The following is a 24,675-nucleotide window of genomic DNA, read 5'->3' as shown; positions in this document are numbered from 1 at the left end:
GGCCCGGTAGGGCGCGCCGCGGCCGCGCGGAACACGGAAGGGCCCGCCGTACCGGAGCGGTACGGCGGGCCCCGCCGCCGGTGCGCAGGCCCCACCCTCAAGGAGCGGCGCGCCGGGGGAAGGTGAGTCCTTACGGCATCTTGTGGACGAACGGGCCCACCGCGTTGGAGAACGCGTTGCCGTTGTTGGCGTCCCAGTTGGTCGACCAGGTCATCGCGCCGCGGATGGTGGGCCACTTGGCCGGCGGCACGAAGCTGCCGCAGTTGTTGCCGGTGGCCAGGCAGTCCAGCGCGTTGTTCACCACGGTCGGCGAGACGTAGCCGCCGCCCGCCGCCTTGCCGGAGGCCGGGACGCCGATGCCGACCTGGTCCGGCCGCAGGCCGCCCTGGATGTGGGTGCAGATCTGCGAGGTGATGAAGTCGATGGTGCCCTGGTTGTAGACCTTGCCGTCGCAGCCGTTCATGCCGCCCGAGTTGTAGAACTGGGTGTTGACGACGGTCAGGATGTCCTTGGTCTGCAGCGCCAGCTGGAAGTAGGCGCCGGCGGTGCTGTACATCCCGATGGTCTCGGGCGCCATGGTGAGGACGAAGCCGGGCCCGACCTTGGCCTGCAGGGCGTGCAGCGCGTCGCCGAGCGGGCCGGCCTGGACGCCGTTCTCCAGGTCGACGTCGATGCCGTCGAAGCCGTAGTCCTTGATGATCGCGTAGGCGCTGTTGGCGAAGTTGGCGCCGGCGGTGGCGTCCCCGACGGTGATCGCGCCGTTCTGGCCGCCGATGGAGAGGATGACCTTCTTGCCGGCCGCCTGCTTGGCCTTGATGTCGGCGCGGAACTGGGCGTCGGTGTAGCCGCCGAGCGCCTTGGACAGGCCCGGGTCCAGGGTGAAGCTGATCGCGCCGGCCTGGGTCGGCACGGCGTCGGCGAAGGAGACCGCGATGATGTCGTACGCGCTCTGGACGTCGCTCAGCCGCTGCGGGGTCGAGTTGTTGTCGAAGTTCTGCCAGTAGCCGGTGACGGCGTGCGCCGGCAGGCCGGTGGCCGGCGGGGTGGTGCCGGTCGGGGTGGCCGTCGGGGTGGCGGTGGGCGTCGGCGTCGCGGTCTGGGTGGGCGTCACGGTGGGGGTCGGGGTCGCCGTCCGGGTCGGCGTGGCGGTGGCCGTGGGGGAGGCGGTGGCCGTCGCGGTCGGCGTGGGGGTGGGGGTGGGGGTCGCGGTCGGCGACGGGGTGCCGGTGCCGCCGGGGCCGATCAGCGCGACGTCGTCGGCGAGGTAGGCGCTCTGGCCGTACCAGCCGTGCAGGTAGACGGTGACGCTGGTGGCGTTCGCCCCGGTGGTGAAGGTGGTGGACAGCTGGTTCCAGCTGTTCTGGTTCGACCAGGTGGACGGGTCGGTGCCGCCGGTGCCGCGCGCGCCGAGGTAGACGTACGGTCCCTGGACCCAGGCGCTCAGCGTGTAGCTGGTGTTGGGCAGCACGCTGATGGTCTGGGTGCACTCGGCGGTGTCGCCCGCGCCCGGGGTGGCCTGCAGCGCGCCGGCGCCGGAGTGGACCGGCGAGGTGACGGTGGTCGCCGTGCCGGCGCAGCTCCAGCCGCCGAGACCGCCGTCGAAGCCGCCGTTGGTGACCAGGTTGCCGACCGCCGCGCTGGCACCGCCGGCGAAGAGGGCGAGGCCGCTGCCGGCCAGGGCGAGGGCGGTGGCGCCGGCCGCGACGGCCGGGAGGGGGCTGCGCCGGCGCTTGTGGGCGGGCTGGTTCAGCGTACGGGCCATGTGGTGACGCTCCTGGGGGAGGAGCGGCCGCCGCGGTGGGGGGCGCGGCGGCCGCGTGTGGGGGAGGGGAGGTCCGGGATGAGCCTGGGGGAGACGGAGGTGGAGGGTTGTTCCGTCTGGATCAAAAGCTGGACTAGACCATTGCGGGTCGTCAAGCAGGGAACCGACGGCTTACGGTTCCGTTAAGGATTCGGAGACCGTTCCGTGTCCGCACCGCCGACGCCCCCGGGCGGCCCCCGGCCGGCCCCCGGACGAGCCCTCCGTCACCTCCGGCACGCCCGTCGGGACGGACTTCGTACAGGACCGTGACCAGACCGCTACCTGCGGCTTTACCGTGTGCCTGTGCGCCGGAGTAGGCTGCGCCGGGGCGGTGACGCACCAGCTGAACGAGCACGGAGGGGTCCGGGAACCATGGGTCTGCGCGATGTCGTCGAACGGACGCCGGGGCTGCGCACCCTGCTGGGCGGGATGTACGGGCTCTACGGTCGCCGGGTCGAGGTCCACCTGGCCCGCACCCCGCACCACATCGGCGTGATCCTGGACGGCAACCGCCGCTGGGCCAAGGCCGCCGGCGGCTCCACCGCGTACGGACACCAGCGCGGCGCCGACAAGATCAGCGAGTTCCTCGGCTGGTGCGACGAGACCCACGTCAAGGTCGTCACGCTCTGGATGCTCTCCACCGACAACCTGGACCGCCCGGCCGACGAGCTGGTCCCGCTGCTCGGCATCATCGAGGACGCCGTCACCGGCCTGGCCGCCGCCCGCCGCTGGCGGGTCCACCCGGTCGGCGCGCTGGACCTGCTCCCGCAGCACACCGCCGACGTGCTCAAGCGCGCCGCCGAGGAGACCGCCGACATCGACGGCATCACGGTCAACGTCGCGGTCGGCTACGGCGGCCGGCACGAGATCGCCGACGCCGTCCGCTCGCTGCTCCAGGAGCAGGCCGGCCGCGGCACCTCGATCGAGCAACTGGCCGAGATCCTGACCGTCGAGCACATCTCCGAGCACCTCTACACCCGGAACCAGCCCGACCCGGACCTGATCATCCGCACCTCGGGCGAGCAGCGGCTGTCCGGCTTCCTGCTCTGGCAGAGCGCGCACAGCGAGTTCTACTTCTGCGAGGCGTACTGGCCGGCCTTCCGCAAGGTCGACTTCCTGCGCGCCCTGCGCGCGTTCGAGCAGCGCCACCGGCGGCTGGGCCTCTAGCCCCGACCGCCCGGGACCGCGGGACCGCGGGACCGCGGTCCCGGGGCCCCGCGGGCCGGTCCGCGGTGAAGTGACCGCCGTAGGGCTGGCGTACCCGGCGCCGGGGCGAGGCCAAACGTTCACCGGCAATGATCCGTCAGTTCTCCGGGGGCGCGAATGCACCGCCCCCCGCCTGGGAATACTCCAGTCAGTCCGGTCCCGAGGCCACCGGGGCAGCGGGGGCCGGCTTGCCGCGGATGACGCAGGGTCATCCGCTCTGGAGGCCTAGTGGTCAGTTCCAAGAGCCGCCGGACACCAGACCGGCGCACGTACGTTCTCGACACCAGCGTGCTCCTGGCGGACCCCCTCGCCATGACCCGCTTCGAGGAGCACGAGGTCGTCCTCCCGGTGGTGGTCGTCACCGAGCTGGAGGCCAAACGGCACCACCCGGAGCTGGGCTACTTCGCCCGCCAGGCGCTGCGGCTGCTCGACGACTACCGCATCCGCCACGGCCGGCTCGACGAGCCGATCCCGGTCGGCGAGCTCGGCGGCACCATCCGGGTCGAGCTCAACCACTCCGACGTGTCGATACTGCCGGCCGGCTACCGGGCCGGCGGCGGCGAGGCGGACACCCGGATCCTGGCGGTCGCCCGCAACCTGCAGGCCGAGGGCTACGACGTCACCGTCGTCTCCAAGGACCTGCCGCTGCGGATCAAGGCCAGCTCGGTGGGCCTGCTCGCCGAGGAGTACCGGGCCGAGCTGGCGATCACGTCCGGCTGGACGGGCATGTCCGAACTGCACGTCCCCGCCGACCAGGTGGACGCGCTGTTCGCGGCCGGCCACGACGTCGCGGTGGACCTCGACGGGGCCGACGAACTGCCCGTCCACACCGGGCTGGTGCTCACCTCGGAGCGCGGCCGCGCGCTCGGCCGGGTCACCGGCGACGGCCGGGTCCGGCTGGTGCGCGGGGAGCGCGAGGCGTTCGGGCTGCGCGGGCGCAGCGCCGAGCAGCGGGTGGCGCTGGACCTGCTGCTCGACCCGGACATCGGCATCGTGTCGATGGGCGGCCGGGCCGGTACCGGAAAGTCGGCGCTGGCGCTGTGCGCCGGTCTGGAGGCGGTGCTGGAGCGGAGGCAGCACCGCAAGGTGATGGTCTTCCGGCCGCTGTACGCGGTCGGCGGCCAGGAGCTCGGCTACCTGCCGGGCTCCGAGGCGGAGAAGATGGGCCCCTGGGCGCAGGCGGTCTTCGACACCCTCTCCGCCGTCACCACCCCGGACGTGATCGAGGAGGTCCTCTCCCGCGGGATGCTGGAGGTCCTGCCGCTGACCCACATCCGGGGGCGCTCGCTGCACGACGCCTTCGTGATCGTGGACGAGGCGCAGTCGCTGGAGCGGAACGTCCTGCTGACGGTGCTGTCCCGGATCGGCCAGGGTTCGCGGGTGGTGCTCACCCACGACGTGGCGCAGCGGGACAACCTCCGGGTGGGCCGGTACGACGGCGTGGTGGCGGTGGTGGAGAAGCTGAAGGGGCATCCGCTCTTCGCCCACATCACGCTCACCCGCTCGGAGCGTTCGCCGATCGCGGCGCTGGTCACGGAGATGCTGGAGGACATCCAGCCGTGATCCGCCCCGACCGGGGCATAGTAGGACAATAGGGTCAATTCGTGCCCTGGGGCCCGCTCCTGATGGAGCGGGCCCCATCCGTTTCATCACATCGAGTGCTTTCCGTCCGGGAAACTCCCGGGCGGTGAATGTGACATGCGCCACGCGAGCGGGAATTGCGTCGACCGTGTCCGGTGCGGCATGGTGAGGGTTCTGTCAGGCCCCGCGTACGGCGCGGCAGGGCTTCCGGACGCCGGGAGTCAGGCCCCGGAAGGTCCACCAACTCCGGTCGGTGGACGCACAATTGAAGACCGAAAAGCCGTACGCCGCCCGATTCCAACGCCCGGTCGCCTCAACTCGTCCGGACGCCGGGCCAGCACCTCCCGTGACCAGAGCACCTGCGGAGGTCCGTGCCAAGGGGCATGTTGCGCCCGCACGGTCACGCGTGGGCGATGCTGGAAGGAATCCATGTGACTCGGATCTCGGTCCGGGGAGTCGCTGTGGCCTCCGCCACCGCCGTCACCGCTGTCGGTGCCGTCGTGGGCATGGCCTCGGGCAGCGAGGGCAAGACGACGCAGACGGTCGATGTCGCCGGCGCGACCCTGCTTGCCGAAGTCCCCTCTGGCGCCCAGGCGCAGACCATCAGTGACAACATCGGCCAGCAGGCATCCGCCCAGCAGGCATCCGCCGACGCCGCGGCCAAGGCCGCAGCGGAGCAGAAGGCCGCCGAGGAGGCCGCGCGCCAGAAGGCCGCCGCGGACGCCCAGGCGAAGGCCGACGCTCAGGCCAAGGCCGACGCGGACAAGGCCGCCAAGGCGGCCGACGACCAGCGCAAGGCTGCCGCCGAGGCCGCCAACCGGTCGAAGGCCCGCTCGGCGATGACCGCCGTCGACGACAGTGCCCCCCCGGTCTCGGTCAGCCCCGGCTCGGTCCAGGACCTGGCGCGGCAGATCGTCGGCGACGACGCCCAGTTCCAGTGCTTCAGCCAGATCGTGAAGCGCGAGAGCGGCTGGGACTACACCGCGACCAACAAGAGCTCCGGCGCGTACGGTCTGGTCCAGGCGCTGCCCGGCACCAAGATGGCCTCGGCCGGTGCCGACTGGCGCACCAACCCGGCCACCCAGATCAAGTGGGGCCTCAGCTACATGAACAGCCGCTACGGCAGCCCCTGTGGTGCCTGGTCGTTCTGGCAGGCGCACAACTGGTACTAGGAGCGGCTGCCGCCCCGGCGGCGCACTCCGTACGGCCCCCGGGCCGCTCACCCTTCCCGGGCGGGCGGCCCGGGGGCCGTCGCCGTTCCCGGGCACGGTCGGGTGCGGGTGGGGAAGGGGAAGGGGTGGCCGGGGGCCGGGGGAGGGAAGAAGCGAACCGCGCCGCCCGGGCTGCGCTGACCAGTGCGCTCTCGGGCGGTGCGGTCCTGGGTGCGGACGCGGGGTGCGGGAAGGGGTCCTGGTGGCTTCCCGCACCGGCCGGTCCGCCGGCGGTTGGCTCCCGGTGCTCCCGGAGGGGCGGCCTCCGGGGTCTCGTCCCGACTCCTCCCCAGCGAAGTGCGTCCGAAACCATCTGAAACATGGTGATTCATCCGGTATCTCGGGGCGGAGCGTTCCCATCGAACCCGCCGGTGGCCGGACTCGCCGCGCCCTCGCCGGGTAGCGTCATCCCTGACGGCCGCGGCGGGACCCGCGGCGTACCGCCGTGTACGGCGGACCGGGCAGGGGAGCGGTGGTAGCGAGGATGGCGCGGGGCGGAAAGGCCTTCAAGGCCGTGGCCAAGGGCATGGCCGTGGTGGCGAGCGCGGTCGCCGTGATCGAACGGCGCCGCCGCGCCGCGATGGCGGCCGACCCGCACGAACTCGCCGTCCCCGGGCTCTCCGAGGAACGCGCGCTCGCCGAGGCGAACGCCCTGACCGACGCGCACGCCCTGGCCGGGACGCGCGCCCTGGCCGAGGGGCCGGGGTCGGCCGTGGTGGAGGCACCCGGCCCGGTGCCGGTTCCCCGGACCGACTCCGCCCCGGCACCGGCTGTGCCGGCGGATGCGGCGGTCGCCGAGGCCGCCGCGCCCGCCGCCGCCCCGGCCGCCCCCACCGCGCACGCCGGGCTCGGCCGCGAGTACCACCCCGGCCGGCCCGCCACCCCCGCCGAGGCGGTGCCGTGGGGGCTGCGGGTGGCCGCCGAGTCGACCTGGCGGCTGCTGCTGCTCGGAGCCGCGCTCTACGTCGTCTTCTACGTGGTCGACATGCTGCGGCTGGTCGCCTTCTCGGTGCTGGCCTCGCTGCTGATCGCCGCCCTGCTGGAACCCTCGGTGTCCTGGCTGCGCAGGCGGGGGGCACCGCGCTCGCTGGCGGCCGGCGTGGTGTTCATGAGCGGTCTGGCCGGGATCGGGCTGGTCGGCTGGTTCGTGGTCTGGCAGGTGAGCACCAACCTGCCGGACGTCACCACCCAGGTCAAGGACGGCGTCAACCAGCTGCGGGACTGGCTGATCACCGGGCCGCTGCACCTGACCCAGCAGCAGATCAAGGACTTCGCCGACCAGATCACCAAGGCGATCACCACCAACACCGATCAGCTCACCTCGGCCTCGATCACCGGTGCGCAGATCGCCGTCGAGGTGCTGACCGCGCTGCTGATGACCTTCTTCACCACCTTCTTCTTCCTCTACGACGGCGAGCGGATCTGGTCCTGGGCGCTGCGCGGCCTGCCCCGGCAGTCCCGCTTCGCGATGGCCGGCGCCGGCCCGAAGGCGTGGGCGACGCTCACCGCCTACGTGCGCGGCACGGTCTGCGTGGCCTTCATCGACGCGGTCTGCATCGGGATCGGCATCGACCTGCTGGGCGTGCCGCTGGCGATGCCGCTGGCGGTGATCATCTTCCTGGGCGCCTTCGTCCCGCTGGTCGGCGCGCTGGTCACCGGCACCGTCGCGGTGCTGATCGCCCTGGTCACCCAGGGGGTGTGGACGGCGCTGATGGTGCTGGTGGTGCTGATCGCGGTGATGCAGGTCGAGAGCCACATCCTGCAGCCGCTGATCCTGGGCCGGGCCGTCCGGGTGCACCCGCTGGGCGTGGTCCTCGGCGTCGCGGCCGGCGGCATCATCGGCGGCATCGGCGGTGCGGTCGTGGCCGTTCCGCTGATCGCCGTCACCAACACCGTGATCAGCCACCTGCGCCGCCGCAACGAGGCCGGCCAGGCCGTCTTCACCGCCCTCGAAGCCGCCCGCGAAGCCGCCGAACGCACCGCGGCCACCCACCCCGCCGCCCATCCCGGCCCGGCGGCGCATCCGGCCCGACCCGTCACGGACTGAACCGTCACGGGCCGACCCGTCACGGGGGCCGACCCGCCGCCGGTGCACCGCACCGGGGCCGGAAACGGCGGCGGGCCCCTTCCGGACGTGGTGTCCGGGAGGGGCCCGCTCGCGGTGCCGGGTGCGTCAGGCGGTGACGGCGGCGAGGGCGGCCTCGGAGTCGAGGACGCCGGCCACGGCCTGCAGGACGGCGGCGATCTTCATCGAGGCCTGGACGACCTCGCGGTCGACGCCGGCCTTGCGCAGGACGGCCTCGTGCGAGTCGAGGCACTGGCCGCAGCCGTTGATGGCCGAGACCGCGAAGCACCAGAGCTCGAAGTCGACCTTCTCGACGCCCGGGGTGCCGATGATGTTCATCCGCAGACCGGCCCGCATCGTGCTGTACTCCTTGTCGGAGAGCAGGTGCAGCGTCCGGTAGTAGACGTTGTTCATCCCCATGATCGCGGCCGCGCCCTTGGCGGCGGTGTACGCCTCGGGGGAGAGGTTCGCCTTCGCCTCGGGCTCCAGCTCGCGCAGCAGACCGGGGCTGCGGGTGGCCATCGCGCAGGACAGCACGGTGCCCCAGAGCTGCTGGGCGGGGAGGTCGGAGTTGCCGATGACCGAGCCCAGGTTGAGCTTGAGGTCCTTGGCGTAGTCCGGGAGGGCGGCCTTCAGGTCGTCGAGGGCCATGGGTCAGCCCGCCAGCAGGGCCTGGGCGTCGAGGGTGTCCTCGCCCTTGGTCCAGTTGCACGGGCACAGCTCGTCGGTCTGCAGGGCGTCCAGCACCCGCAGGACCTCCTTGGGGTTACGGCCGACGGAGCCGGCGGTCACCATGACGAACTGGATCTCGTTGTTCGGGTCGACGATGAAGACGGCGCGCTGGGCGGTGCCGTCCGCGCCCTCGACGCCGCAGTCGCGCATCAGGTCGTGCTTGACGTCGGCCAGCATCGGGAAGGGCAGGTCGCGCAGGTCCTTGTGGTCCTTGCGCCAGGCGTGGTGCACGAACTCGGAGTCGCCGGAGACGCCGAGGATCTGGGCGTCGCGGTCGGCGAACTCGTCGTTCAGCTTGCCGAACGCGGCGATCTCGGTCGGACAGACGAAGGTGAAGTCCATCGGCCAGAAGAAGACGACCTTCCACTTGCCCTCGTAGGACTTGTGGTTGATGTCGGCGAAGGCGTTCGCGGCGTCCAGGTCGACACAGGCCTTGAGGTCGAACTCGGGGAACTTGTCACCGATCGTGAGCACGTTCGCTTCTCCTGAAGTGAGATGAGGGGAGCTTTGTCCGGATTCCGGACACGCTTCACGATTCCACATCGTGGACTGATCAGGGAAATAGCTACACTGGATGTGTCTGATCGGAGATTGTTATCAGTATCGAATCCCCCACGTCGCGGCCGGGATCCCGGCGGGGCGCCGCCCCCAAGGGCGACCCGACTGTGTCGAGCACCACAGCGCGCAGCCCGCGCACCCCGACCGTCGCCCAGCTGCGGGCCTTCGTCGCGGTGGCCGAGCACCGGCACTTCCGGGAGGCCGCCGCCGCCACCGGGACCAGCCAGCCGGCGCTGTCCGGGGCGGTCGCGGCACTGGAGGAGTCGCTGGGCGCGCAGCTGGTAGAGCGTACGACGCGCAAGGTGATCGTCACGCCGCTGGGGGAACGCGTGCACGCCCATGCCCGCCGGGTGCTCGCCTCGCTGCAGGCCCTCACCGAGGAGGTCGAGGCCGCCCGCCGTCCGTTCACCGGGCCGCTGCACCTGGGTGTCATCCCGACCGTCGCGCCCTACCTGCTGCCCACCGTGCTGCGGCTGGTCCGCGACCGCTTCCCGGAGCTGGAGCTGCACGTCCACGAGGAGCGCACCCCCTCGCTGCTGGAGGGGCTGGCGGCCGGGCGGCTGGACGTGCTGCTGCTCGCGCTCCCGGCCGGCGGGACCTCGCCGACCCTGGACATCCCGCTGTTCGACGAGGACTTCGTCCTGGTCACCCCGCCCGGCCACCCGCTCGCCGGGCGGATCGACGTCCCGCGCGACGTGCTGCTCGACCTGGAGGTGCTGCTGCTGGAGGAGGGCCACTGCCTGCGCGACCAGGCGCTGGACATCTGTCGCGAGGTCGGCGCCGACCCGGGGGGCTCGACCACCCGTGCGGCCGGCCTGTCCACCCTGGTCCAGCTGGTCGCCGGCGGCCTCGGGGTGACCCTGCTGCCCGCCACCGCACTGGACGTCGAGGCCGGGCGCACCGACCGGTTGGCCGCCGTCCGCTTCGCCGCCCCGGCGCCCGGCCGCCGGATCGGGCTGGCGGTCCGTCCGGGCTCGGCCCGCGGTGCCGAGTACGAGCGCTTCGCGGCGGCGCTGCGCGAGGTGCTGGTCGAGCTGCCGGTCCGGATCGTGGGCCCCGCGGGGGCCGCCGCCTCCTAGCGGTTCGGGGGTTCGGGGGGTCGGCGGGTCTGTCGGTCAGAGGGCGGCGGGCGTGCCCAGGCAGAGCCCGACCGCCGAGGCCACCAGCACGTCCAGGGCCCGCAGGGTGTCCGGGCCGGGCTGCTCGCCGGGGGCGCGCAGCGACAGGTAACGGTCGGTCAGGCCGTTGAAGCCGGTCAGGAAGTGGACCGCGATCTCCTCGGCGGGCGCGGCGAGCCGCAGGCCGTGCGCGTCGGCGAGGGCGGTGATCATCTCGGTCGCGGTGCCCTCGGTCTCCTGCTGGAGGGCCCGCATGATCTCCTGCAGCTCCGGGTCGCGCATCGCCAGTGCCGAGAACTCGGTGAGCAGCACGCAGCGCCCGTCCGGGCCGGTCGAACTCTCCCAGAGCGCGTGGACCAGTGTCCTGACCTGCTCGGCGAAGGAGCCGTCGCCGGGGTAGGCGTCGCGGACGTGGCCGATGAACTCGGCGGTCAGCTGCTCGACCACGGCCCGGTAGAGGTCCTTCTTGGTGCCGAAGGTGTAGTGCACCGTCGCCTGTGCCACACCCAGCTCGGCCGCGATCGCCCGGGTGCTGCCGGCCGCGATCCCCTCCCGGGCCATCAGGTCGATGGCGGCCTGGACCAGCTGCGGGCGGCGTTCGGAGGCGGGGACATGAGCCATTCAGCCAGGGTATCGCCACGGGCGGGCAACTGCGTCGAGTGATCCTGTCATTCGCACCTGTCGGTCGACTTGGTCACGCGACAAACTTGCGCGTACGGTGGGAGCCGACCTGCCCTGACCGACCCCGAGGGACCGCCCATGGCCACGTACCTGTACCGACTGGGCCGCTTCTGCTTCCGGCGGCGGCGCGCCGTCCTGGCCGTCTGGATCGCCGTGCTGATCGCGATCGGCGGGGCCGCGGGCGCCTTCGCCGGCAAGACCAGCGACGAGTTCACGGTGCCCGGCACCGAGGCGCAGAGCACGCTGGACCGGATCAAGGACACCTTCCCGGCGCAGGGCCACGGCTCCGCCCAGGTCGTCTTCGCCGCCCCGGCACCCGGCGGCGCCACCGCGCCCGGGGCGGCCGAGGCGGTCGGCCGGGCCGTCGCCCGGATCGCCCAGGTCCCCGGAGTGGCCGCGGTGCCCGACCCGTACGCCACCGGCGCCGTCTCACCGGACCAGCGGGTCGCGATCGCCCTGGTCTCCTTCGACCGCAAGCTCGCCGACGTCACCGACCAGCAGCGCGACGCGGTCAGGGCGGCCGCCGAACCGGCCCGCGCGGCCGGACTGGACGTGGCCTTCGGCGGCGACGCGTACAACAAGCTCGCCCAGATCGAAGGCGGCTCCGAGTCGATCGGCCTGGTGGTGGCCGGGGTGGTGCTGGTGATCACCCTGGGGACGCTGGTCGCGGCCGGGCTGCCGCTGCTGACCGCGTTGGTCGGCGTCGGTGTGGCGATGGCCGGACTGCTGGCGCTCACCGGCTCGTTCCGGATCATCACCACCGCGCCGGTGCTGGCCCTGATGGTCGGCCTCGCGGTCGGCATCGACTACGCGCTGTTCATCCTGTTCCGCCACCGTCGCCACCTGGACGAGGGCCTGGAACCGGAGGAGGCCGCAGCCCGGGCCACCGCGACCGCCGGCAGCGCCGTCGTCTTCGCCGGGCTGACCGTGGTCGTCGCGCTCGCCGGGCTGGCCGTCGCGGGCGTCCCGTTCCTCACCGTGATGGGCCTGGCCGCCTCCGCCGCCGTCGTGGTGGCCGTCCTGGTCGCGATCACGCTGCTGCCCGCGGTGCTGGGCCTCGTCGGCCGCGCCATCGACCGGCTGCCGGTCTGGAAGCGGGCGCTGCGCACCGGCGGCCGGGTCACCGTGGGCGAGCGCTGGGCCCGCTTCGTGGTCCGCCGCCCGCTGCCCGTCCTACTCGTCGGACTGGCCGGGCTCGGCGTCATGGCGGTGCCCGCGGCGAGCCTGGACCTCGGTCTGCCGGGCGGCGGCTCGCAGGCCGTCGGGACGGACGCGCGCAAGGCGTACGACCTGGTCAGCGGCAGCTTCGGGCCGGGCTTCAACGCGCCGCTGGTGGTGGTCGTGGACGCCCACGGCGCGTCGCGGCCCGAGCAGGCGGTGCAGGGCGTGGCGGCCGAGCTGCAGACCCTGAAGGGCGTCCGGACGCTGCTGCCGCCGCAGGTCGCCGAGGACGGCCGGACCGCGCTCGTCCCGGTCATCCCGCGGACCGGCCCGGACCACGGGGACACCAAGGCGCTGGTCAACGAGATCCGTGACCGGCGCGGGGAGTTGAAGGCGGCGACCGGCGCGGACATCGCCGTCACCGGCACCACCGCCGCCAACATCGACGTCTCCACCAAGCTGGGCCAGGCCCTGCCGCCGTTCGTCGCGGTGATCGTCGGCATCGCGCTGGTGCTGCTCGCGCTGGCCTTCCGCTCGGTGCTCGTGCCGCTCAAGGCGGTGCTGGGCTTCCTGCTCAGCATCGGGGCCTCGCTCGGCGCGGTGGTCGCGGTCTACCAGTGGGGCTGGCTGGACGGCCTGATCGACGTGCCGAAGGTCGGCCCGGTGGTCAGCTTCGTGCCGATCCTGCTGATCGGCGTGCTGTTCGGGCTGGCGATGGACTACGAGCTGTTCCTGGTCTCGGGGATGAAGGAGCAGCACGTCCACGGCAAGGCGCCGCGCGAGGCGGTCGTGGGCGGGGTCAAGGGCGGCGCCCGGGTGGTGACGGCAGCCGCGCTGATCATGGTCTCGGTGTTCGGCGCCTTCGTCTTCGGCCACGACCCGATCGTCCAGCCGATCGGCTTCGCCCTCGCGGTGGGCGTGCTGGTGGACGCCTTCGTGGTGCGGATGGCGCTGGTCCCGGCCGCGATGGCGCTGTTCGGCCGGGCCGCCTGGTGGTTCCCGAAGCCGCTGGAGAAGGTCGTGCCGAAGGTGGACATGGAGGGTGAGCAGCTGATCGCGCGGCTGGCGGAGCAGCCTGCGGAGGAGCCGGGGCAGGGGCCGGAGAAGACGCGGGCGAAGGAGTCGGCGGGGGTCTGACCCGGTCCGACACCCCTGTGCGGGCGTCCGGTGGGATCCCCCGCCGGGCGCCCGGTCGGGTTCCGGCGCCGTGCGGCCCCGTAGCCGCTTACGGCTGCGGCAGCCGCTGCTCGAACCAGACCACCTTGCCGGTGCCCAGCCGGGTCGCGCCCCAGCGGTCCGCGCACCGGGCCACGATCTGCAGCCCGCGCCCGCGTTCGTCCTCCGCGCCGGTCCGGCGCGGGCGCGGCAGCAGCGGGCTGTCGTCGCCGACCTCGCAGCGCAGCCGGGTGGTGCGCACCAGGCTCAGGGTGACCGGCCGGGTCGCGTGCTGGACGGCGTTGGTCACCAGCTCGCTGACCATCAGCTCGGTCGCCGCGCTGAGCTCCTCCAGCCCCCAGCGGCGCAGGGTGTGGACGGCCAGTCGGCGGGCCCGGCCCGGCGTCTCGTTGCGCGGCTGCAGGTACCAGTGCGCGACGTCCCCGGCCGGGATGCCGTCGAAGCAGGCGCCGAGCAGCGCGATGTCGTCGCCGCGGTCGCCGGGCGGCAGGATCCGCAGCGCCTCCTGGCACAGCTGTTCGGGGGACTGCCAGCGGGCGGCGGCGATCCGGGCGCGCAGCACCTCCAGGCCGTCGCTGATCGGGCGGCTGCGGGTCTCCACCAGGCCGTCGGTGAACAGCAGCAGTGCCGAGCCGGGCGGCGCGGGCAGTTCGACCGAGTTGAAGTCCACCCCGCCGACCCCGATCGGGGCCCCGGAGTCCAGCTCCACCAGTTCGGCCGTGCCGTCCGGGCGGACCAGCACCGGCGGGACGTGCCCGGCGTTGGCCATGACCACCCGGTTGGCGATCGGGTCGTAGACCGCGTACACGCAGGTGGCCAGGTGCTGTTCGCGGCCGAGCCGCTGGGCCTGCTCGTCCAGGTGGTAGAGCACCTCGTGCGGCGGCAGGTCGAGGGCGGCCAAGGTCTGTGCGCTGGTGCGCAGTTGGCCCATGATGGCGGCCGAGGTGAGCGAGTGGCCCATCACGTCGCCGACGATCAGGGCGACCCGGTTGCCGGGCAGCGGGACGGCGTCGTACCAGTCGCCGCCGACCTGCGCGCCGCGCTCGCCGGGCAGGTAGCGCTGGGCGAGCCGGACGCCGTGCGGCTGCGGCAGCCGCAACGGCAGCATGCTGCGCTGCAGTTCGTTGGCTATCTCCCACTCGCGGGCGTACCGCAGGGCGGTGTCCACGGCCAGCCCGGCCTGGGTGGCGAGGTGTGCGGCGGTCGCGGTGTCCGCGGGGTCGAAGGCGGGGCGGCCGGTGCGTTCAGGGGGGCGGCGGATCAGCACCAGCAGCCCGAGGACGGCCTTGCGGCCGCGCAGCGGAAGGGCGAGGACGGAGGTGCCCGCGGCCAGCCGGGCCACCCCGCGGGTGCCGTACAGCTCGCGCAGCAGCGCCTCGGTGCGCTCGGCGCCGGGCGTGCCGAGGACGGCCGCTTCGGCGGGGCGGCGGCTCAGCAGGGCGTGCGCGAGCGCCCCGCCGCGGGTCACCGGGGTGGCCGGCCCGCTGTCGGCGGTCGAGCGGCCGCCGTAGCGGGAGCGGCGCCGGTCGTCGAAGCCGCTGGGCCGGCCGCGGCGGCCGATCCGGGTGCCGGTGCTGTGGTGGATCCGCAGCTCCTCCGGGAAACCGGGCTCGCGTTCCACATTGGGCAGCGGGTCGCGCAGGTGGACCACGGCGGCGTCGGCCAGCGTCGGGACCAGCACCCGGCCGATGTTGCGCAGCGTCGCGCCCAGGTCGAGGGCGCTGTTGATCCGCCGGGTCGCCGAGTCGAGGTAGGCGAGGCGGTCCGCCACCTCGGCGCGTTCCGGCCGCGCGGCCGGCGGCTTCGCCGGAGCCTGCGCCCGGACCGGGACCTGGCGGCGCTGGCCCGGGACGGCGGACGGTTGCTCCGCCTCGGTCTTGAGCTGGTCGCGCACGGCTGCCTGTCCTGGATTCGGTGTGGTCGGTGGGTTTTCCGGTCGGTCGGTCGATCAGCCGACGCGTCGACAGCACAGGAACAGCTGTTCCTCCGGCGGCAGCGAGGTACTGGCCGGCGCGTACGGATGCCCCGAGCACTCCTCGACGGCGAAGCCGGCCGCGACCAGGACCCGCTCCAGATCCTCCCTCAGATACCCACTGATCCGCAGCTCTCTGCCAAGGAACGGAAGCGGAACGTGATCCAGGTCCGCCTCGACCATACCGAGTGCCAGCAGTCCGCCCGGCCGGAGGAGCTCGCGCAGCCGCCGGAGCACGGTCGGGATCTCGTCCTGCGGCAGCAGGATCAGCGAGAAGAACGCGGTGACGGCGGCGAAACCGCCGTGGCCGTCCGGGCCGAGCCCGGGGGCGTTCCAGACCCGGCCGGCGCGCTCGGTGGCCAGATCGTACAGGTCGATCCGATGGAACACCGGCGGGAATGCGCCGGGGAAGGCCGCCTGCCGGGCGAGGGCGAGCATCACGTCGGAGAGGTCCACGCCGGTCACCCGCAGGCCGGCCCCGGTCAGCTGGCGGACGGTCGGCTCACCGGTGCCGCAGCCCACGTCCAGCACCCGGGCCCCGGGTTCGAGCCCGGCCAGCAGCCGCAGGCCGCAGGCCAGCTGTCCGTCCTTGGCGGGAAAGGCCTCGCCGTACCCCGCGCCGATGGTGTCGAAGGCGACCGCCTGCAGGGCCCGGGCCGCCCGGCGCCGCCGTACCTCGGGCTCGTCGTCCCCCGCGTCCTCGCCGACGCCGAACGCGTCGGATATCTGTCCGGTCGTCACGTTGAGAGGCACCCTTCCACCCGTGGCCCCCGGCCGGCTCCGCGGCGGCCTCGCGAGCCGCTACCGGTGGCGGTGTGTCACGCTCCCCGCAGCACACGGACGGACTGCGCCCCGGCGCCTTCCCGGCAGACACTCGTGTGCGTACTGGAATCCGAGAATATGCGTGATCACTGCGTCATGGGGTCCCTTTCCGGCCAACTCGTCGCACTTGGGTCGATGTGGCCGGGGTTGCGGGAGCACGACGGTGCGGGCCGGGGTGGTGCGCGAGGCCCCGCACTCCGTACGGCGCGCTGGGGTGGCGTCGTCGACCTGCGGTTTCGTTGATCCGCAGACTGACTATCGGGCGTTTATCGAACGTCAATCGGCGGGGTGCACAGTGGAGTCCAGCGCCGGGGAAGCGTTGAGGGCGCTCCCGCAGCCGGGGGGCTGCGGGAGCGCCGACGCGCGGAACGGGGGAGGTTCTCCGTGGGGGGACGGAGGCCTCACGGCGCGGGGGGAGAGAGGGGCTCGGTGTGCTGCTTGGCGATGAGGTCCGCCACGGGGGAGGCCTCTGGCACACCGAGCCGCGTGAAGATCGCGTGCGCCTCCTGGAGGCACGCGAGTCCGCGTGCGGGCTGGGCGAGGGCCAGCAGTGCCTCGCCCAGCGCGGCGTTGGCCAGGCCCTGGCAGAAGGCGGAGCCCATCTCCTGCCCGATCGCCAGCGATTCGCCGGCCGCCTCGGCGGCCTCGGTGTGCTGCTCGGAGACGAGCAGGGCGGAGGCGAGCCGGGCCAGGGTGTAGCCCTCCCAGAGGGGGTTCCGCTGGGACTGGTAGAGCCGGTGGGCCTCGCGCAGATGGGGGACGGCCTCGATGCCGGAGAGCACCACGCCCAGCTGGTAGAGGGTCTGGGCGAGCAGCGGGCCGTTCTTGGACGTTCGTGCGGCGGAGACGCCGTCCCCGGCGGAGCGGATCGCCGTCTCGGTCATGCCGAGGCGGTGCTGCACCCGGGCTATGTTGCTGACGACCCGCGCTTCGAGGATCGGCGCACCGACGGCCTGGCTGGTGGCCAGGGCCTGCTCCAGGAACGGCAGGGCCTCGGCCGGGCGGTTGCCCACGCTCAGGATCACACCCAGCATGTTGGCCGTGGCCAGGAACATGACGGTCGGCTCGTCCGGCAACTGGTGTTCCAGGCTCCGGCGGAAGGACTGTTCGGACCCCTGGAAGTCGCTGGTGACGGACTGCAGGGTGCCGAGGGCGAAGTACGCCCGGGCGATCCCGGCCGAGTCGTCGCGCTGCTGAGCGTCCTCGCCGATGGCCTGGAGGACCCGGAGCGCGCGTGGGCCGCGGGTCGGGTCCGGGTCGATGCTGAACAGGTAGTTCAGCAGGTCGACGGCCGCGTGCTGGAGGGTGCCGGGGCCGCTCGCGGCGGCCTCGACGGCGCTGAGCAGCAGGGCCCCTTCGGTACCGAGCCAGTCCCGGGCGGTCTGGGGCGTCGGCAGGTCGAGACCCGGCGAGGTGAGCGTGGTCAGCAACTCCGGCAGCGGATCGTCCGGCTCGATGACCTGGGCCGCGTTGCGCACGGTCGGGATCAGCAGGTGGAGCAGCCGCAGTACCGCCCGCTCCTGCTCCCCGGCGTCCCCGATCCGCTCGTTCTGCCGCTGGGCGTAGAGCCGGAGCAGGTCGTGGTAGCGGTAGCGGCCCGGGGTGAAGCACTCCAGCATGTTCGCCTCGACCAGCGCCTCGGCGAGGTCCTCGGCGGTGTACTCGTCCACGCCGAGCAGCGCCGCGGCGGCGGCCAGCGGGATGTCGGGGGAGTCGATCAGGGCGAGGAGCCGAAAGGCGCGGGCCTCGTCCACGGACAGCTGCCCGTAGCCGAGGCCGATGGTGGTCTCCACGGCGAGGTTGCCGAGCTGGAGTTCGTCCAGCCGCCGTCGCTGGTCGGCTAACCGACTGGCCAGGTCGGAGACGCTCCAGCGCGGCCGGCTGGCCAGCCGGGCGGCGGCGATCCGGACGGCCAGCGGCAGGAAGCCGCAGGCGGTGACCACCTGCATGGCGGCTTCCGGCTCGGCGGCGACCCGCTGCTCCCCGACGATGGCCGAGAACAGCGCCAGCGCCTCGGACGGGGTCAGTTCCTCGACGTCGAACAGCTGCGCGCCCGGGATGCCGGCCAGCCGGGACCGGCTGGTGGCGAGCACGGCGCAGCCGGAGACGCCCGGGATGAGCGGCCGGATCTGCTCGGCGTCGCGCGCGTTGTCGAGCAGGATGAGCATCCGCCGGTTGGCGAGCAGCGAGCGGTAGAGAGCGGCCCGCTGTTCGAGCGAGTCCGGGTTCTCGGTGACGCCGAGCGCGTGCAGGAAGTCGCCCAGGACGACCACCGGGTCGGCCGGGGAGGCACCGGCTCCGCGCAGGTCGACGTACAGCTGCCCGTCCGGGAACTCGGCACGGACGCGGTGGGCGACGTGGACGGCCAGGGTGGTCTTCCCGACACCGCCGATACCGGCCAGCGAGGTGACCACCACGGCCTGGCCGGTGGCGTTCATCAGGACCGTCGAGAGGTCGCCCACCAGCTCGGTGCGGCCGCTGAAGTCCGAGACGTCGGCGGGGAGTTGGGCGGGGGCGGGGGTTCCGGCCGGGCCGTCCTCGCGGGCGGCGGAAGCGGGGGCCGCCGGGACCGCGAGCGTGGGATCGGCCGCCAGGATGCGGGTGTGCATCGTGGACAGGCCGGTGCCGGGCTCGACCCCGAGCTCCTCGATCAGCAGCTTGCGGGTGTCGGAGTAGACGCCGAGCGCCTCGGCCTGGCGTCCGCAGCGGTACAGCGCCAGCATCAGCAGTTCGCGCAGGCGCTCGCGCAGCGGGTGCTCGGCCGTCAGGCTGTTGAGCTCCCCGACGATCTCGGCGTGCAGGCCGACGTCGAGCGCGGCGGCGCACAGCTCCTCGGCGGCGGCGGCCTGGCGCTCGGCCAGCCGCACCCGCTGGGCTTCGGCGTAGGGGCCGGGGATGCCGGTGAGCGGACGGCCGCTGAACAGGTCCAGCGCCTGCGCCAGCAGCCGGTGCGCCTCGCGCTTGTCGCCGGCGGTCCGGGCGGCCGCGGCCTCGGCCGAGAGCCGCTCGAAGACCGCCAGGTCGAGGGATTCGCCCGGGATGCGCAGCGCGTAGCCGTCGGCGACCGAGACCAGCAGTTCGGCGGGCCGACGCACCTCCCGCCGCGGCTCGATGACGGAGCGCAGACGGGAGACGTAGGTGCGGAGCGCGGCCACGGCCTGGGCCGGAGGCCGTTCGCCCCAGAGCGCGTCGACCAGGTCCTGCGTGGTGACCGGGCGTCCGGAATGCAGCAGAAGGGCGGTCAGGACGGCCTGCTGCTGGGGGGAGCCGAGGGAGAGGGGTTTGCCGTCGAGCCAGGCCTGGACCGGACCGAGGACTTGGAAGCGCAGCGCAGAGGTCTGCGTCGTCTCCCGAAATTCCATGAAGTCCCCCGATGGCCTGTGGTGTCGATTCCGTGAATGGGCGCTCGGCGGTCCGCCGCGGTGCTTCAGCTTAGGCGGACGCCCGACTCTGCCGGACGGCAGCGCAAGCCACACGATGTTTATCGGACATTTAATCAAACCTACGATACTGTCCCCGCGCCCGCGCCACGGAGGCCGGGCTGGACACATTTGATGATCGAAAGGTGGCCGCCCCATGGCCAACGACCAGAGCGAGACCCCGGTGGCGTCGATGCCCGAGAACGTGGCGAAGACCGAGGCCCCGGCCGCCGCTGTGGAGGCGGGCAAGGCGGTCGAGGGCGCGGTCGCCGCGTCCTCCGACCCGACCGAGTACGCCGCGCCGTCGGACGCCCAGAAGACCGAGATCGAGGGTGACCTCTTCGGTGACGAGGCCGAGCACGTGGTGGAGCCCACCGCGCCGGCCACCGGCGACCCGGGCAAGAAGTACGTTCCGGAGAGCGTCGTCGGCGGCCACCCGTAAGTCGCGCCGCCCGAGTGCCCCCGTGCCCCCGTCCGGGCGCGGGGGCACTCCCGGTTATGGGCACGCCGGTTCGTGCGCCGGTGTGTCGGTGGCCGATTCCCGCCCCCGGTGCACGCATGGTGACGGGAGATATCCGTAACGTGCCCGACGGTCGATCCGGGGGCGTTCCGGAATTCCGGATTCATCGGGGGATTGCGGGTCCGAAATGTAGGTTTTCGCGTGGATTCTTCCGCAATTTCCTGTGCTGATCTCATTCCGCCGAATCGCGGGGCCCGGGAACGGGTGAGACGTGGTGCGGTTCGGCGGTCCATTCCCGGCCGCCGCCCTCGGGGCGCAGGTAGTGCTCGCCGCCGATGGTGCCCATGTAGATGCCGGTGCGTCCGGCCCTGCGGTCGAGGACGAGTTCGCCCACCTGTGGCAGGTAGGCCCGGGCGTCGTGCTGTCGAGTGCTCACCGTGCTGCTCCTCGCTCTGGTAGGCGACTGGCCAGCATCTCTAGAGAAGCTAAAATCTCTAGAGATGTCAACGGTCGTATCTGCTTACTGGCGGCCGCGGGCGCGCCTACGATTTGTCCGAGGCAGAGGGAGCGGCGATGACCGGCAGCAGTGGCGACAAGCAGCCCAAGTACCAGCGGATCGCCGAGGCGCTGAAGGCGGCCATCGACGCCGGCCGCTACCGCGCCGGTGACCGCCTGCCCGGCGAGAACGACCTCATGGACGAGTACGGCGTGGCCCGGATGACGGCCCGCCAGGCGCTGGGCGTGCTGCAGAGCGAGGGCATCGCCGAGGCGCGCCGCGGCGCCGGGGTGTTCGTGCGGGACTTCCGGCCGCTGCGCCGGCGCGGCATCCAGCGGCTGGCGCAGGGGCAGTGGGGGTCCGGCCGGTCGATATGGTCGGCGGACATCGACAACCGCAGCCTGGTGGTCGACCAGGTGTCCGTCACCGAGCAGGGCGCGCCCGAGCACGTGGCCCGGGTGCTCGGGGTGGACCCGGGCGCCCCGATGTGCGTACGGCACCGCCGCTTCGTCCTGGACGGCAAGCCGGTGCTGCTCTCCACCTCCTACCTGCCCGCCGTCCTGGTCGCCGGCACCGCCATCACCCGCGAGGACACCGGCCCGGGCGGCACCTACGCCCGGCTGGCCGAGATCGGCGCCAAGCCCGTGCACTTCCGCGAGGAGGTCCGCTCCCGGATGCCCGGCGGGGAGGAGGCCACCCGCCTGGAGCTGTCCGCCGGCACCCCGGTGATCCTGATCTGCCGCACCGCCTTCGCCGACGAGGGCCAGGTGGTCGAGCTCAACGAGATGATCCTGGACGCCGCCTCGTACGTCCTGGAGTACGACTTCGACGCCTGACCGCCGGGCGGTTGCTACTGGTAGTGGTAGCGGGCCTTGAGAACCTTCACTTCCTTCTCGTCGGCTCGGTACACCAGCCGGTGCTCGTCGTCGATCCGGCGTGACCAGTAGCCGGCCAGATCGCCCTTCAGGGGCTCGGGCTTCCCGATCCCGCTGAACGGATCGCGCTGGATCTCGCCGATCAGGCGGGTGATCCGCTGAGCCACCTTCCGGTTCGATCCGAGCCAGAACAGGAAGTCCTCCCAGGCGTCCGGGTCGAAATGAACGCTCCTCACACCTCACCCGCCAGGGCGTCCAGTTCCTCCACGGTCCTGGTGACGCCCGGGTGTCCCGCCCGGTCGCGGGCGACGGCCTCCATGAGCCGCCGGGCGTTCGCGGGGGAGCGCAGGAGGTGGATCGTCTCCTGCCAGGAGTCGTAGTCCTCGGCGGACATGAGGACCGCGTCGCCGCTCTTCGAGGTGATTCTCACGGGCGCGTGATCGTCGTTGACCTTCTTGATCAACGGGAAGAGCTGGGTGCGGGCCTCGCTCGCGCTGATCGCCATCGACGTGCCTCCATGTCAGTACTGAAAAGCCGTACTGTGATGGTACGGGATTTCCGTACCACATGCCATGAAAGAACCGCCCCGGTCGCGGGGGGCGGCCGGGGCGGTGAGGGGGCGTGCGGGGTGCGCGGCTACTCCTTGGAGCGGACCCGCAGGTTGGTGATCAGCGGGCCCTCGGTGGTCTCGCGGAAGAAGTCGTTGCCCTTGTCGTCCACCACGATGAACGCCGGGAAGTCCTCGACCTCGATGCGCCAGACGGCCTCCATGCCGAGCTCGGCGTACTCCAGCACCTCGACCTTCTTGATGCAGTCCTGGGCGAGGCGGGCCGCCGGGCCGCCGATCGAGCCGAGGTAGAAGCCGCCGTGCGCGGCGCAGGCGTCGGTGACCTGCTTGCTGCGGTTGCCCTTGGCCAGCATGACCATCGAGCCGCCGGCCGCCTGGAACTGGTCGACGTAGGAGTCCATCCGGCCGGCCGTGGTCGGGCCGAAGGAGCCGGAGGCGTAGCCCTCGGGGGTCTTGGCCGGGCCCGCGTAGTAGACCGGGTGGTCCTGGAGGTACTTGGGCATGCCCTCGCCGGCGTCCAGGCGCTCCTTGATCTTGGCGTGGGCGATGTCGCGGGCGACGACCAGGGTGCCGGTGAGCGAGAGACGGGTCTTCACCGGGTACTTGGAGAGCTCGGCGCGGATCGCGGACATCGGCTGGTCGAGGTCGATGCGCACCACGTCCTCGTCGAGGTGCTCGTCGGTGGTGTCCGGCAGGTACTTCGCCGGGTCGGTCTCCAGCTGCTCCAGGAAGACGCCCTCGGCGGTGATCTTGCCCAGCGCCTGGCGGTCGGCGGAGCAGGAGACGGCCATGGCGACCGGCAGCGAGGCGCCGTGCCGGGGCAGGCGCACCACGCGCACGTCGTGGCAGAAGTACTTGCCGCCGAACTGGGCGCCGATGCCGATCTTCTGGGTCAGCTCGGTGACCTTGGCCTCCAGCTCCAGGTCGCGGAAGCCGTGGCCGGTCTTGGCGTTGCCCGAGGTCGGCAGGTTGTCCAGGTAGTGCGCCGAGGCGTACTTGGCGGTCTTCAGCGCGAACTCGGCGCTGGTGCCGCCGATCACGATGGCCAGGTGGTACGGGGGGCAGGCCGCGGTGCCGAGGGAGCGGATCTTCTGCTCGAGGAACGAGAGCATGCTCGCCTCGTTCAGGATGGCCTTGGTCTCCTGGTACAGGTACGACTTGTTGGCGGAGCCGCCGCCCTTGGCCATGAAGAGGAACTTGTACGCGTCGCCGTCGGTGGCGTACAGCTCGATCTGGGCCGGCAGGTTGTTGCCGGTGTTCTTCTCGTCCCAGGTGGTCACCGGGGCCATCTGGGAGTACCGCAGGTTGAGCTTGGTGTACGCGTCGTACACGCCGCGCGCGATGGCGGACTCGTCGGCGCCGGAGGTCAGCACGTTCTGGCCGCGCTTGCCCATGACGATCGCGGTGCCGGTGTCCTGGCACATCGGGAGGATGCCGCCGGCCGAGATGTTGACGTTCTTCAGCAGGTCGAGCGCGACGAAGCGGTCGTTGGGGCTGGCCTCCGGGTCGTCCAGGATGCGGCGCAGCTGGGCGAGGTGGGCCGGGCGCAGGTAGTGCGAGATGTCGTGCATCGCCTCGGCCGTCAGCAGCCGCAGCGCCTCGGGCTCGACCTGGAGGAAGGTGCGACCGCCCGCCTCGAAGGTGGAGACACCCTCGGAGGTGAGCTTGCGGTACGGGGTCGGGTCAGCGCCCAGGGGGAGCAGGTCGCTGTACTCGAAGTCTGGCGTGGGAGCCATCGGGGCGGTCCTTAGGTGTCCAGTGGTCCGGCTGCGTCGGCGAAGCACCATCCAGGGTAGGACCCGGCCGGAGGCGGGACGCGGACAGGTCAGCCTTGCGTGACCGGGCTCACTCGGGCACCAGTGCGAGCGACTAGGCTGGCCCCGTGGACAACTCGCCGTCGCACGACGATCCGGGGCAGCCGGTGCCGGCGCCCGTACCGATGACCAAGTCCGAACTCGGGCCGGAGGCAAAGGCCCAGGCAGAACCCGAGGTCACGCCCGGGTTCACGCCGGAACTCAAGCCCGAGCTCAAGCCCGAGCTCAAGCCCGAAGCCCAGCCGCTCCAGCCGCGACAGCCGCCCGCGCCGGTGGCGGACCTGGAGATGCGCGCCTCGGACGCCGACCGCGAGAAGGTCGCGGAACTGCTGCGGGACGCCTACGCCGAGGGCCGCCTGGACGCGGACGAGCACGCGGAGCGCATCGAGGCCGCGTACGCCGCCAAGACCTTCGGCGACCTGGTGCCGCTGACCCGGGACCTGCCGGCCCGGCCGCTGTCCTTCGAGAAGCCGCCGCTGGGTTCGGCGGTCGCGACGCCCCAGCCGCCCGCGCGCCAGGAGTCGCCCGCCGTGGTGGCGGTCTTCGGCGGCGCGGCCCGCAAGGGCCGTTGGCGGGTGGGGTCGCACCTGAGGGCCTTCGCCGTGTTCGGCGGGGTGGAGATCGACCTGAGCGACGCCGTCTTCGAGTCTCCCGAGGTGGAGATCGTGGTCATGGCGATGTTCGGCGGGGTCGATGTCCGGGTGCCGGAGAACGTCAGCCTGGAGGGAAGCGGGGTCGGCCTGTTCGGCGGTTTCGACGTCCGCGAGCAGACCGCCGCGGATCCGTACGCTCCGATCGTCCGGGTCAAGGGCCTTGCGCTGTTCGGCGGTTGCACCGCCAAGCCGCGCCGGGGCAAGAAGCTCAAGGAATGGGCACGCCGCCAACTCGGCGCCGAGTAAAACCCGTTGACCTTGCGTAGCGCCCGGCCGTGGATCAACTCCCGGTCGGGCGTTCGGCTT

General features: G+C 72.6%; 20 protein-coding genes. 9 read left to right on the top strand and 11 right to left on the bottom strand.

From position 1 onward, the window contains the following. Positions 1-130: 130 nt before the first annotated feature. Positions 131-1,762 carry a glycosyl hydrolase family 18 protein gene (locus AB0Q99_RS08690; protein ID WP_363569576.1) on the bottom strand — a complete coding sequence of 544 codons (1,632 nt, stop codon included), beginning with the start codon at positions 1,760-1,762 and terminating at the stop codon, positions 131-133. Between the two features lie 411 nt (positions 1,763-2,173). On the opposite strand from AB0Q99_RS08690, the gene AB0Q99_RS08685 reads away from it, so the two are divergent. From AB0Q99_RS08685 to AB0Q99_RS08670, 4 genes are all read left to right on the top strand, one after another. Then, positions 2,174-2,968, top strand: a complete 795-nt coding sequence (locus AB0Q99_RS08685) for an isoprenyl transferase (protein ID WP_363569575.1) — start codon at positions 2,174-2,176, stop codon at positions 2,966-2,968. A gap of 267 nt (positions 2,969-3,235) precedes the next feature. Next, positions 3,236-4,570, top strand: coding sequence for a PhoH family protein (locus AB0Q99_RS08680; RefSeq protein WP_363569574.1), 1,335 nt, complete (start codon positions 3,236-3,238; stop codon positions 4,568-4,570). A gap of 449 nt (positions 4,571-5,019) precedes the next feature. After that, the gene (locus AB0Q99_RS08675) at positions 5,020-5,760 is read left to right on the top strand and encodes a transglycosylase SLT domain-containing protein (protein ID WP_363569573.1); all 741 of its coding nucleotides are present in this window, start codon (positions 5,020-5,022) and stop codon (positions 5,758-5,760) included. A 523-nt stretch (positions 5,761-6,283) separates the two neighbouring features. Next, positions 6,284-7,846 (top strand): AI-2E family transporter, encoded by a 1,563-nt coding sequence (locus AB0Q99_RS08670; RefSeq protein WP_363569572.1) that lies wholly within the window; start codon positions 6,284-6,286, stop codon positions 7,844-7,846. Positions 7,847-7,972: 126 nt separating this feature from the next. Here the strand turns inward: AB0Q99_RS08670 and AB0Q99_RS08665 are convergent, their stop codons facing one another. Continuing rightward, a complete protein-coding gene (locus AB0Q99_RS08665) occupies positions 7,973-8,515 on the bottom strand; it encodes an alkyl hydroperoxide reductase (protein WP_360260906.1) in 543 nt (180 codons plus the stop codon). Between the two features lie 3 nt (positions 8,516-8,518). Further along, on the bottom strand, positions 8,519-9,070 hold the full coding sequence (locus tag AB0Q99_RS08660; protein WP_363569571.1) for a peroxiredoxin: 552 nt from the start codon (positions 9,068-9,070) through the stop codon (positions 8,519-8,521). Between the two features lie 191 nt (positions 9,071-9,261). Here AB0Q99_RS08660 and AB0Q99_RS08655 point away from each other — a divergent pair, with 191 nt between their 5' ends. After that, positions 9,262-10,233 carry a LysR substrate-binding domain-containing protein gene (locus AB0Q99_RS08655; RefSeq protein ID WP_363569570.1) on the top strand — a complete coding sequence of 324 codons (972 nt, stop codon included), beginning with the start codon at positions 9,262-9,264 and terminating at the stop codon, positions 10,231-10,233. A gap of 36 nt (positions 10,234-10,269) precedes the next feature. On the opposite strand, the gene AB0Q99_RS08650 is transcribed toward AB0Q99_RS08655, so the two are convergent. Beyond that, positions 10,270-10,893 carry a TetR family transcriptional regulator gene (locus tag AB0Q99_RS08650; RefSeq protein ID WP_363569569.1) on the bottom strand — a complete coding sequence of 208 codons (624 nt, stop codon included), beginning with the start codon at positions 10,891-10,893 and terminating at the stop codon, positions 10,270-10,272. A gap of 138 nt (positions 10,894-11,031) precedes the next feature. Between AB0Q99_RS08650 and AB0Q99_RS08645 the strand changes: the two genes are divergently transcribed. Beyond that, the gene (locus tag AB0Q99_RS08645; protein ID WP_363569568.1) at positions 11,032-13,251 is read left to right on the top strand and encodes an MMPL family transporter; all 2,220 of its coding nucleotides are present in this window, start codon (positions 11,032-11,034) and stop codon (positions 13,249-13,251) included. A gap of 88 nt (positions 13,252-13,339) precedes the next feature. Here AB0Q99_RS08645 and AB0Q99_RS08640 read toward each other — a convergent pair whose 3' ends face one another. From AB0Q99_RS08640 to AB0Q99_RS08630, 3 genes are all read right to left on the bottom strand, one after another. Then, complete coding sequence (locus tag AB0Q99_RS08640) at positions 13,340-15,184, bottom strand: SpoIIE family protein phosphatase (RefSeq protein ID WP_363569567.1); 1,845 nt, start codon at positions 15,182-15,184, stop codon at positions 13,340-13,342. Positions 15,185-15,238: 54 nt separating this feature from the next. Next, entirely contained in the window at positions 15,239-16,003 is a 765-nt protein-coding gene (locus AB0Q99_RS08635; protein WP_363569566.1) for a class I SAM-dependent methyltransferase, read from the bottom strand. 482 nt (positions 16,004-16,485) lie between these two features. Then, positions 16,486-19,446, bottom strand: coding sequence for a BTAD domain-containing putative transcriptional regulator (locus AB0Q99_RS08630; RefSeq protein ID WP_363569565.1), 2,961 nt, complete (start codon positions 19,444-19,446; stop codon positions 16,486-16,488). Between the two features lie 214 nt (positions 19,447-19,660). On the opposite strand from AB0Q99_RS08630, the gene AB0Q99_RS08625 reads away from it, so the two are divergent. Continuing rightward, positions 19,661-19,945 (top strand): hypothetical protein, encoded by a 285-nt coding sequence (locus tag AB0Q99_RS08625; RefSeq protein ID WP_363569564.1) that lies wholly within the window; start codon positions 19,661-19,663, stop codon positions 19,943-19,945. 250 nt (positions 19,946-20,195) lie between these two features. On the opposite strand, the gene AB0Q99_RS08620 is transcribed toward AB0Q99_RS08625, so the two are convergent. Further along, positions 20,196-20,399 (bottom strand): hypothetical protein, encoded by a 204-nt coding sequence (locus AB0Q99_RS08620; protein WP_363569563.1) that lies wholly within the window; start codon positions 20,397-20,399, stop codon positions 20,196-20,198. 137 nt (positions 20,400-20,536) lie between these two features. Between AB0Q99_RS08620 and AB0Q99_RS08615 the strand changes: the two genes are divergently transcribed. After that, complete coding sequence (locus AB0Q99_RS08615) at positions 20,537-21,295, top strand: GntR family transcriptional regulator (RefSeq protein WP_363569562.1); 759 nt, start codon at positions 20,537-20,539, stop codon at positions 21,293-21,295. 14 nt (positions 21,296-21,309) lie between these two features. Here the strand turns inward: AB0Q99_RS08615 and AB0Q99_RS08610 are convergent, their stop codons facing one another. The 3 genes from AB0Q99_RS08610 to AB0Q99_RS08600 form a co-directional block, all read right to left on the bottom strand. Further along, positions 21,310-21,570, bottom strand: a complete 261-nt coding sequence (locus AB0Q99_RS08610) for a Txe/YoeB family addiction module toxin (protein WP_363569561.1) — start codon at positions 21,568-21,570, stop codon at positions 21,310-21,312. Continuing rightward, positions 21,567-21,839, bottom strand: a complete 273-nt coding sequence (locus AB0Q99_RS08605; RefSeq protein ID WP_363569560.1) for a type II toxin-antitoxin system prevent-host-death family antitoxin — start codon at positions 21,837-21,839, stop codon at positions 21,567-21,569. Before AB0Q99_RS08605 ends, AB0Q99_RS08610 begins: the two co-directional genes overlap by 4 nt. A 131-nt stretch (positions 21,840-21,970) precedes the next feature. Beyond that, complete coding sequence (locus AB0Q99_RS08600) at positions 21,971-23,638, bottom strand: fumarate hydratase (protein WP_363569559.1); 1,668 nt, start codon at positions 23,636-23,638, stop codon at positions 21,971-21,973. A gap of 146 nt (positions 23,639-23,784) precedes the next feature. Between AB0Q99_RS08600 and AB0Q99_RS08595 the strand changes: the two genes are divergently transcribed. Beyond that, on the top strand, positions 23,785-24,615 hold the full coding sequence (locus AB0Q99_RS08595) for a DUF1707 domain-containing protein (protein ID WP_363569558.1): 831 nt from the start codon (positions 23,785-23,787) through the stop codon (positions 24,613-24,615). Positions 24,616-24,675 lie beyond the last annotated feature (60 nt).

It is taken from the genome of Kitasatospora sp. NPDC086791 (genome assembly GCF_040685975.1).
Taxonomy (GTDB): domain Bacteria; phylum Actinomycetota; class Actinomycetes; order Streptomycetales; family Streptomycetaceae; genus Kitasatospora.
This window is presented reverse-complemented; position numbering and strand designations above follow the sequence as displayed.

Excerpts from the sequence above, each read along its gene's own strand:
- AB0Q99_RS08605 (WP_363569560.1), bottom strand. The coding sequence starts at position 21,839 with ATGGCGATCAGCGCGAGCGAGGCCCGCACCCAGCTCTTCCCGTTGATC.
- AB0Q99_RS08690 (WP_363569576.1), bottom strand. The coding sequence starts at position 1,762 with ATGGCCCGTACGCTGAACCAGCCCGCCCACAAGCGCCGGCGCAGCCCC.
- AB0Q99_RS08665 (WP_360260906.1), bottom strand. The coding sequence starts at position 8,515 with ATGGCCCTCGACGACCTGAAGGCCGCCCTCCCGGACTACGCCAAGGAC.
- AB0Q99_RS08650 (WP_363569569.1), bottom strand. The coding sequence starts at position 10,893 with ATGGCTCATGTCCCCGCCTCCGAACGCCGCCCGCAGCTGGTCCAGGCC.
- AB0Q99_RS08615 (WP_363569562.1), top strand. The coding sequence starts at position 20,537 with ATGACCGGCAGCAGTGGCGACAAGCAGCCCAAGTACCAGCGGATCGCC.
- AB0Q99_RS08645 (WP_363569568.1), top strand. The coding sequence starts at position 11,032 with ATGGCCACGTACCTGTACCGACTGGGCCGCTTCTGCTTCCGGCGGCGG.
- AB0Q99_RS08625 (WP_363569564.1), top strand. The coding sequence starts at position 19,661 with ATGGCCAACGACCAGAGCGAGACCCCGGTGGCGTCGATGCCCGAGAAC.
- AB0Q99_RS08630 (WP_363569565.1), bottom strand. The coding sequence starts at position 19,446 with ATGGAATTTCGGGAGACGACGCAGACCTCTGCGCTGCGCTTCCAAGTC.
- AB0Q99_RS08670 (WP_363569572.1), top strand. The coding sequence starts at position 6,284 with ATGGCGCGGGGCGGAAAGGCCTTCAAGGCCGTGGCCAAGGGCATGGCC.
- AB0Q99_RS08600 (WP_363569559.1), bottom strand. The coding sequence starts at position 23,638 with ATGGCTCCCACGCCAGACTTCGAGTACAGCGACCTGCTCCCCCTGGGC.
- AB0Q99_RS08685 (WP_363569575.1), top strand. The coding sequence starts at position 2,174 with ATGGGTCTGCGCGATGTCGTCGAACGGACGCCGGGGCTGCGCACCCTG.